Genomic DNA, 7,982 nt, shown 5'->3' with positions numbered 1-7,982 from the left:
AATGAAATGAGTAGGCTATGGTAGCAAGTCTTTATTTTAAAGGCATTAAGAAAAATTAATAACTTGCAATGAGTTGTACAGATAACACAAGGGATAAAAGCACTTTTATGGATGTGCGATTAGAGGCAAATAAATTGGTTTCTGCCAAGAAAATCAAAAAAGCAACTCACTACATGCGTGATAAAAACAATCACCGTAATAAAATCATATGGAGATTGTTGGGAGAGGATCAGGCAAAATTCAAGAAAAATCTACGCCTGATTTTCAGAGAACTCAACTTTACATCTACTGATCTGGAATTCAATAAAGTTATTGATTTTTTAAAAAAACAACTAAAATATCCTGATATCAAAGGTGTTGTCTATACTAATGCACCAAAAAAAGCCATTCCAAAAAATTTATATCCAGCTATTGTTGGCTCGGATAAATCAGAATCTATTGAGCGTGGTACATTTGAGTTTTTTGTGTATTATCAACTGAGTCAACACTTAAACTCAGGTGTTGCAAGTTTATCTGATAGTGTTGGGTTTAAGAATTTTGATGATGACTTGGTTTCTCAGAAAGTTGCCGACTCACAGGATTTTACCAAGCTAGGCATGCCTATTCTTGATCTACCAATAAAACAGCATTTGAATCAATTAAAAGATGAGCTTGAAAGTAATCTTCATTCTATTCACCAGAACATCAGCCTTAAGATTAATGATGCTATTAACATTAAAGATTGGGATAAAAGAGAATGGACATTGCCATACCGCAAACAAGATATTGATGTAAACCATCGCTTTTTTGAGAAGTTGCCACACATTAATATTGTTGATGTAATGCATTTTGTTCATGAGCAAACAAGTGTACTATCAGCTTTTAGTCATATATTACCAAAGAATACTAGAAAAATTTTGGATAATGATGTTCTAAGTGCTGCAATTTTAGGAAAGGCAACTAATCATGGTAATTACAGAATGGCTCAGATATCCAATATTTCTCTTGGTCAGTTAAGGGAATATAGTAACAGTTTTCTAACACTAGAAAATATTTCTTTAGCTTGTAACTTATTAGTCAATGAAATCAAGAAACTAAAAATATTTGAATATCATGATATTAATGACATTCTTCACGGTGGCATTGATGGTCAAAAATTTAAAACAAAACGTAATTGCTTAAAAGCACGACCATCATCAAAGTATTTCCATTTTGGCAAAGGTGTTTCATCAGCAACACTCTTAGTTAATCATGTTCCTGCTAATGCACGATTATTTGGTGCAAATGAGCATGAAAGCAGATTCATTTTTGACTTGGTTTACAATAATGAAACAGAAATACAGCCTAAAATCATATCAACTGATAGTGCTGGTAGTAATTATGTGAATTTTGCATTATTACATTTAATTGAACGCCAATTTGCGCCATGCTTTAAAACCATTAGCAATAAAGAAAATATGCTTGTTGGCTTTAATAAACCAGCCTACTATAAAGAATATTTCATTCGTCCATCCCGACAAGCCAAAGAGCAGTTGATTATCAAAGAGTGGTCAAACATTAAAAGGGTTATGGCATCTTTGGTGCTTAAAAAATCTACTCAAAGTGTGCTAATAAGAAAATTATGCTCTCAGACTGATAAGAATCAAATAAAAGAGGCTATTTGGGCTTATGATAGTATCATCAGGAGTAATTATCTATTACGCTATTTGGATGATGAGAACTTACGACAATCTGTCAGAACAGCTCTAAACCGTAATGAAGCTTACCATAGTTTAAAGCGCACTATTGCAGAAATTAATTCCGAAGGAATATCAGGTTCTGATGATGATGACTTAGTAATTAATGATGAATGTACAAGGCTACTATCTTTATTTGTTATTTTTTATAATGCTTACTTATTATCAGAGGCCGCCAAAATAAAAGAAAAATACGGTTCTAAGGAAGAAATAGAGGCATTTAAACATATTTCATTAGTTGCATGGATTCATATTAACTTTTATGGCAATTATAACTTTGACAGTAAGCTATCAATAGAGTTAGTCCAACAAATGCTAAACAGCATCATATTTGAACCAGATTTACTGACTAATAAATAGACGAATGGACCAAAGTCGTGCCAGAGCAACAGAACCCCTTAATGTAACTTTTTGGCTCAGAAAAATTAGCGTTCGATCGTTGCATAACCAAGCTTCTGGCGTATCCATATTGTTGTTTTTTTTGTAGTACATGCCATTTTTTTGGGCATAGGCTGCAATTGCCTCTTCAATATAAGATGACGTGCCATAGCGTCGATCACAACACGTTACGCCGCTATCGACTTTCCAGGTGATTGCTCGTCCTACCAACTGACCCTCTTTATCTTTGGCAACAAGACAACCAATGGCAGGCTCGTTGTCATAGATTTCAAACCAGTCTTTATTACAGCCTTGCATACACGAGGATCCCAGTGAGCCACCCTCAGGTTTTGGCAAAGCATAAATTGCTGAAATGCCTTCATTGATGTGGCTTATTGAGATATTCGGTGTATTGAAATGCTGCTCAAGCTTAACAATCAGGCTTTCAGGTATTATTACGCCTGTTGCAGATAAAGCTTTTCTAACCGTTGTTTGTACCGCAAAACTGCTCCTTAACTCCTTAGAGCCCACATTATATGGCAATAGCAACTCCAAAAAGATGGGCAGGTCATTAGACAACGTTGATGGGAGACTAAATCGATTCAATCGAGCAATTGGAATATAGGATAACTTGCTCTGATCAATGTTTAGTCCTAAAAAAGCACCTTTACGATCACTAGGCTTTCTATCATCAAAAGCAATATCACCGCTCAAAAACTCTGGGCAAAGATTGGCTAAAAGCTCGTGAAACTCACTGGATACTGCATTAATTATCTCAGGTAATTTCGGTGGTTTATGATCTGTATTTTGTGACATGGTATTCTCCTTATGTCATAAAACAGGGAGAATACCCCCTACAGGGAATGTTCTCCCTGTAGGGTTATCACGTCAATAAGACGCATTTATGTCACATCGCATAATAAAAGTATTGCAAATAAATCATATCGCCATATAATTAACTTACATTCTCCTTATGGATGTGGGTTTACAAAGCAGTTGAGCCGCTAAACAAAACTGCTTTGTGATACTTCTTACTTTATTTCCGTATCATCTTCATCTTCTTTAATGAACTTCGCCACAAAGTGGCTAACTTCATTAATTTCAGATAAAGGCTTTGGCTTCCAATTAAGATCAATGAGAAGACCTGAGATTTCTCTGAGCTCGTCAATGCTAAAATAGCCAAGCTCAGTCTCGTGACCTGAGACAAGTGCGAATACTTGTAACTGATCATCACAGATATCTTTTTCGATCACATACCAATGCCATCCATTCGGATGATAATAGTGCAACCAGGCAACTTTATCAGGTATCTTTTGACTTTCCGTTTGGTAGGTCTCTGGACATCTTTCTAACGCTTCTTTTAAGTGATCAAGTTGAGGTTGATACTTGACGATATTATCGTAGATAAGCGTTGCTGCCTGATATTTGGGAATAAAATAAAAAGCTTTGTTTTTATTGATTGTCATTTTGTCATCTCCTTAAGGTTGGGTTTACTATGCTTTTAACCCTTTAAGGGGATGACAATCCCTTGAGGGATTAACATCCCTCAAGGGTTATTATTTATTAAAACATCTACGCAATCAGATACATAATCTTCTCAAATACGGTGTAATTGAGATGGGCTGAGTTTTGACATTCAGCATTTTTTCATAGGTATTTGGTTGCGTTGGTTCGTCATTCTTTATTTTTTTATTTTTTTTTACTTCTGCATGATCGGACAACAAAATCTTTGATGTACGTAATGCTAATGATTGACCTTGATGTTTATGTTTCATTGTATTTCTCCTTATAGTTTGGACTAACGGGAGACATACAATGCCCATCATGGAGTTGCTAGTCTCCCTGATGGGTTGGTTTATAGAATTATTTAACAGCTAGAGAAGTATTAGCGACATAGCTTGATATAAATTCAATAGAATCGTTATCAATTTTAAAAAGCGCATGATAAATATCATCAATCGTGTCCATTTGATCTAGTGTTCTAATCTCACTATTGATGTATTTATGAAGCGTGCTTGAAAGTGTTTCTGTTGCGTGATCCTTATTTGCTGTAGTGACAATCTTTTGCCATCCTATTTCGGCTGTAAGAACCAGCTTGTTGATAATCTTAACACTTACCGCATCGCATAACGCTATAGCAGAGATACAATAAGCATAGTTTTCCAATGTCATCTCGCTTTTTTTACATAGGTCGAGCACTAATTTAAATGAACTCCGAATAAGGATTTCAAGTTGCTTAGTGACATAATCAATATCATCTAAATTATCTAGTCTGTTAATTCCTGTATTTTGCATGGTATTCTCCTTATGGTAAAAATTTAAAAATTACGATGTGGGAGAATAACAATGCTCCCAAGGGAGTAATGCTTCTCCCAAGGGATGGTTATTGTGTGATTAAAGATGTGCTTGCAGTATGATCGCAGCGGCAATAGATAGACCTGCAATTAAAATAGAAACGATGACATTTCTATTTTCTCTGGTGAGTCTTTTTTCCATGGCAACACTGTTATCGGTCATACGCTTTTCAACTGCATGGTTAAATACTGTCATCCGTTTTTCAACAGATTCCAAATGTTTATCATGCTGTTTGAGCACTTCTTTCATTGCGTCAGTTAACATAGAATCGACCTCATGTTTAGCATAAACATTTTCAATCTTTACATTGGCGATAATATCAACTAACTGTCGCGATTTCTCGTGTGGTAGGTCAATATGTATCAACGCTTCATATAAAGATAGTCTATCATATTTAAGTTGCATACGTTCTCCTTTTGCTTCTTTTGTTATGGATTAGACAAAAGCCAGAGAACATTTGCCCAGCGGACAAAAGCCCGCTGGCTAATACAATGATCACACAATAATTAATGTGTGACATTCAATTGTTAAACATCACGACTATACCTAAGCAGGGTATAGGCATCATCAATAGCACTTTATAGTTACTCCAGTTATTTACGCTGACTCTTCACTACAAAACACATAAGCTACTCAAGCAATGCAAGGTCTTCACTTATATGATTTACTACCGTTATTTTCAAAGACTTAAGTTATGATGCATACTGTATATTCGTTAACCTCATATACAACACCTTAAATCTTCCCCTTTATACATACGATTACTTGAGTTCATCGCAGCTACAACCAAAGCTTTTCATGTATAAGTGGATTAATATATGGTTGTCATCAACCTGATCATAGCAAATCAAACCGATCGGAGTGAAGAGGCAAAAGCCAAAAAAATGAAAGTTTTTATTCGCTGCAATTTGCCTTTTCATTTCTTAGATTGCTAATGGATGCTAATGGCACATCCATTACTTTAGCAATGACAGATAATGGTACGCCAATTTTTGACATTGCTATTGCTTCCTGTAATTTCTGTTCATCAGTTAGTTCATGATTTGCATCCATTGCATTGCTCCTTGTTTTAGGTTTAATTTAAACTCAAAAAATCATGTTATCGTATTGGCTCCCAGCGTTCTACTTTAAGTTCAATATCTTTATGGTAACCGAACTCAGTTTTAAGCTCTTCTATCCAATCTACAATAGCTTCATGCAAATCCATGGTTTCTTTGGCTTCAGCAAGATTACTTAATCCTACTTTGATGGCGCAACGCTCAATATAAATATTGGCATCATTTGGTTTTGAGAATTTGCAGTTGAGATGACACAACCAGGCTTTAATTTTTCCTGACTTGTTACGCGTCTTTGCTTTCTTCTTGGTTGCCAACAATATTAACCTAATTAATCTACAAAGCTATATTATATATGAGTTTATCTGAAATGAGTATGCTTAATCATTTTTGGCAAAAGATCATTGATGGTTGACACAATGATTTCCTGTTTTGTGACCACGATCATGGTTAAAAAAATGGGAATTTAGTGTTGTGTATTATTGTCTATTTCTTTTCGTAGATTTAGTAAAGAATCAAGATCAAGACCAGTTGCTTTTGCTATTTGCTCCACAGATAAGTTCATAGCAAACAAGTTTCTTGCAATATCTTGTTTACCTTTTAATTCGCCTCGCTCTACGAGTTGTTGCGCTGCTGTCATGACGAAAATTTCCTCTTCATTTAAAGTTTCTTTATACTCTTTAATCATAGTGTCTGCTGATGTTTCCCATGATCGCAATGCATACATCCACCAGTCACGCCTTAATTCAATTTTAGTGCATTTTTGCAATCCATGCATTAAGTTTTTGATGACATTATCATCAACCTGTTCATCAAAGGTATGCTTTAAAGCAATTTCAAGACCAGATATCTCACCATGGTCCAGCAGTTCTTCATCAGCTGATTGCCGGTAATCAATCAAAATTGGCTTTAGAAAATACTCTTGCGCTAATTCCTGGTGCTCAAAATTTTCAATAATATCAGTTGGATAAGGGTATGGTGAAGGTTTGCCATGATATGCAAGAAAACTTACAACTAAAGGGTATTTGCCTGGTTTTTCAGTCTCAACAAAATCTTTAAGTGCTGATATATCATATAATGCATTACGCAAAGGATAATGCTTATCTGGTGTGCTTTGATGCTCACTATGGGCAATCAATAATACTTCGGCATCGTCATATGTTTCACAACTATAAACAATATCGCTGATTTCTTCCTTTAACTGCTCAAATAGCTTTGCATCTTTATCAGGATCAATATTGTATTGCAGTATGATAAGGTTACGAATAAACGCGCCGCTCATTTGTCTGAATTTCAGGGTTGAGAAATTAAGTTTCTTTTTAATGTCCTCTGGCAAATAAATTTCACATGCCACTTTAAACATATTTGGATCTGAGAAAGCTTTACGAAATTGTAGGTCGTGAGCACCCATAGGCTTGCCTTAGTGATTATGTAATCGATCGATTATGATGCATATCATATTATCACGAACAGGCAGTGTAATCATAAAAAATAGACACAGTTATAGGCAATAATTAATCTTAGGATATAAGATAATTATTACATTTTGTTAAACGTGCTGCATATGTCGTTGCGATAAAGCTCAAGTTTTTTGTTGGCATAATAATACCAACTGCCAGAGTCGTGTAATAATTGGTGAGTTAAAGTGAATTGAATCTAACTGCACTATGGCGATAGTATATTACTCTGTTTCTTCAACTCTTTTCTTAAGCGCTTCTTTGCCAAATGGAACTGTTGCTGAAGGCACTAGCATAATCATTTCTTCATGAAAGCAAAATTTATATAAATCAGTGATCATTTGCTTATATTCAATATCGGTAGCAATGCCTTGCTGTTTCTTATCGATATAGTTTGATGCTATTTCTTGTAATTGCTGTGCTTCTTTCGATTTTGAATCTAAAGACACTGGTATAGAAGCGCCAGTTGACATTATGTAATCATCACAATCTATAAAGTTAGCAATCATTCCATACGCTAGACCATTTTCCTTGATTGTTTTATTGAAGCCATAATCAATTAAAAGATATTCCTTTGAGGTTAGTATATCACGCACCAAAACTGTATCATCACCCTCAATATCAACAGCACGCATAAATTTAAATGTAGGCGGTCTCGTGCGATAAGAGATAATGTGTAAATATTTTCTGGAAGATTGGCTGAAAAGCCTTTAGATGTATGGAGTCTAGCACTATAAACCTCATTTGTCACGAATTGATTGTTTTTACTCATTATTTTCTGGAAAAACGATGGTTAAAACAAACAATATCATTTTAAGTGAAAGTAACGTATTTACTGGCTTTAAATCATATGTTAAACAAGTCTGTAAATTCATTATATGGCTAAGTTGTTTTGCTTGAGTAAACCAGAAGTTTACGTTTTATCCTCTATAACCCTAGCTCCCCTAACTCATGTTTATTGTTTTGCTTGACTAGTATACATGCATAACTGCTATTGTTTTTTGCTTTAACTGATATGCTAT

10 protein-coding genes are annotated in these 7,982 nt (G+C 34.9%); 1 reads left to right on the top strand and 9 read right to left on the bottom strand.

Annotated features, from left to right (window positions below; all coding sequences use genetic code 11):
• The first annotated feature begins 173 nt into the window (after positions 1–173).
• On the top strand, positions 174–2,075 hold the full coding sequence (locus ACTS4L_RS10805) for a Tn3 family transposase (protein ID WP_440652035.1): 1,902 nt from the start codon (positions 174–176) through the stop codon (positions 2,073–2,075).
• Here the strand turns inward: ACTS4L_RS10805 and ACTS4L_RS10800 are convergent.
• From ACTS4L_RS10800 to ACTS4L_RS10760, 9 genes are all read right to left on the bottom strand, one after another.
• The gene (locus tag ACTS4L_RS10800; protein ID WP_440652034.1) at positions 2,058–2,909 is read right to left on the bottom strand and encodes a hypothetical protein; all 852 of its coding nucleotides are present in this window, start codon (positions 2,907–2,909) and stop codon (positions 2,058–2,060) included. The genes ACTS4L_RS10805 and ACTS4L_RS10800 overlap by 18 nt on opposite strands.
• 215 nt (positions 2,910–3,124) lie before the next feature.
• Entirely contained in the window at positions 3,125–3,559 is a 435-nt protein-coding gene (locus ACTS4L_RS10795; protein ID WP_440652033.1) for a hypothetical protein, read from the bottom strand.
• A gap of 114 nt (positions 3,560–3,673) precedes the next feature.
• Complete coding sequence (locus ACTS4L_RS10790) at positions 3,674–3,868, bottom strand: hypothetical protein (RefSeq protein ID WP_440652032.1); 195 nt, start codon at positions 3,866–3,868, stop codon at positions 3,674–3,676.
• An 88-nt stretch (positions 3,869–3,956) separates the two neighbouring features.
• Positions 3,957–4,388, bottom strand: a complete 432-nt coding sequence (locus ACTS4L_RS10785) for a hypothetical protein (protein WP_440652031.1) — start codon at positions 4,386–4,388, stop codon at positions 3,957–3,959.
• A gap of 99 nt (positions 4,389–4,487) precedes the next feature.
• Positions 4,488–4,853, bottom strand: coding sequence for a hypothetical protein (locus ACTS4L_RS10780; RefSeq protein ID WP_440652030.1), 366 nt, complete (start codon positions 4,851–4,853; stop codon positions 4,488–4,490).
• Between the two features lie 489 nt (positions 4,854–5,342).
• A complete protein-coding gene (locus ACTS4L_RS10775; protein WP_440652029.1) occupies positions 5,343–5,501 on the bottom strand; it encodes a hypothetical protein in 159 nt (52 codons plus the stop codon).
• A 46-nt stretch (positions 5,502–5,547) separates the two neighbouring features.
• Entirely contained in the window at positions 5,548–5,820 is a 273-nt protein-coding gene (locus tag ACTS4L_RS10770) for a hypothetical protein (protein ID WP_440652028.1), read from the bottom strand.
• A 149-nt stretch (positions 5,821–5,969) separates the two neighbouring features.
• On the bottom strand, positions 5,970–6,914 hold the full coding sequence (locus ACTS4L_RS10765) for an Rpn family recombination-promoting nuclease/putative transposase (protein ID WP_440652027.1): 945 nt from the start codon (positions 6,912–6,914) through the stop codon (positions 5,970–5,972).
• Between the two features lie 270 nt (positions 6,915–7,184).
• Complete coding sequence (locus ACTS4L_RS10760) at positions 7,185–7,595, bottom strand: hypothetical protein (protein WP_440652026.1); 411 nt, start codon at positions 7,593–7,595, stop codon at positions 7,185–7,187.
• Positions 7,596–7,982: the final 387 nt, after the last annotated feature.

Source organism: Cysteiniphilum sp. 19S12-1 (assembly GCF_052030685.1).
Lineage (GTDB): Bacteria > Pseudomonadota > Gammaproteobacteria > Francisellales > Francisellaceae > Caedibacter.
The sequence above is the reverse complement of the archived record's forward strand: the minus strand, read 5'-3'. Positions and strand labels throughout refer to the sequence as shown.

Coding starts and splice junctions, on each gene's coding strand:
- ACTS4L_RS10765 (WP_440652027.1), bottom strand. CDS start 6,914: ATGGGTGCTCACGACCTACAATTTCGTAAAGCTTTCTCAGATCCAAAT.
- ACTS4L_RS10800 (WP_440652034.1), bottom strand. CDS start 2,909: ATGTCACAAAATACAGATCATAAACCACCGAAATTACCTGAGATAATT.
- ACTS4L_RS10780 (WP_440652030.1), bottom strand. CDS start 4,853: ATGCAACTTAAATATGATAGACTATCTTTATATGAAGCGTTGATACAT.
- ACTS4L_RS10775 (WP_440652029.1), bottom strand. CDS start 5,501: ATGGATGCAAATCATGAACTAACTGATGAACAGAAATTACAGGAAGCA.
- ACTS4L_RS10760 (WP_440652026.1), bottom strand. CDS start 7,595: ATGCGTGCTGTTGATATTGAGGGTGATGATACAGTTTTGGTGCGTGAT.
- ACTS4L_RS10805 (WP_440652035.1), top strand. CDS start 174: ATGCGTGATAAAAACAATCACCGTAATAAAATCATATGGAGATTGTTG.
- ACTS4L_RS10785 (WP_440652031.1), bottom strand. CDS start 4,388: ATGCAAAATACAGGAATTAACAGACTAGATAATTTAGATGATATTGAT.
- ACTS4L_RS10795 (WP_440652033.1), bottom strand. CDS start 3,559: ATGACAATCAATAAAAACAAAGCTTTTTATTTTATTCCCAAATATCAG.
- ACTS4L_RS10790 (WP_440652032.1), bottom strand. CDS start 3,868: ATGAAACATAAACATCAAGGTCAATCATTAGCATTACGTACATCAAAG.